General features: G+C 31.8%; 1 protein-coding gene. It reads right to left on the reverse strand.

Going from position 1 to position 515, the window contains the following annotated elements; genetic code table 11:
- Window positions 1-263: 263 nt before the first annotated feature.
- Window positions 264-515: hypothetical protein (locus ABGX27_03205; GenBank protein MEO2068499.1), on the reverse strand; the 252-nt coding region annotated here is incomplete at its 5' end.

Below are 515 nucleotides of genomic sequence, written 5' to 3' on the forward strand. Positions count from 1 at the left end.
AAAAAGCGAGACTTAACTTTTTAAAAGATTTTTTCTCTTTTCTAGAAACTCTTGAAGGAACTTCTTGAATAGATTGAATCTTCTTTTGTTTTCCCTTAGACTGAAAGAGAGATCAGGGTAATTTTTCCTTAAGTTCTTCTTTTTTGCTATTGATAAATCATTTTCATCTGGTGGGGATATTGCTATTATTTCATCTAGAATTATCCAACTTGCAAAACGGTAGTTTGGATAAGCAACAAGGAGAACTTCAGTAACATCTTTATTTACTCTATAGTGAAACTGAGTAGGTAGAGGAGTATTTCATATTCTGGAAAAACGTCTTTGTAGTAATCAGCTGGAAGTAGAATTTTTAAGATGAACGGTTCCCTATCAAAGGTAAAAAAGAGATCTTTATACCTTTTTCTATAAAAGAGGGGAAGCTCTGTCTTTGTTATTTGATGAACTTTTAATCTGTGTAAAAGATAAGTTCTATAGTTTCTCCCTTTCTTATCCAAAGCTGAAAGGTAAAGATTGCC

It is taken from the genome of Desulfurobacteriaceae bacterium (genome assembly GCA_039832905.1).
Classification (GTDB): domain Bacteria; phylum Aquificota; class Aquificia; order Desulfurobacteriales; family Desulfurobacteriaceae; genus Desulfurobacterium.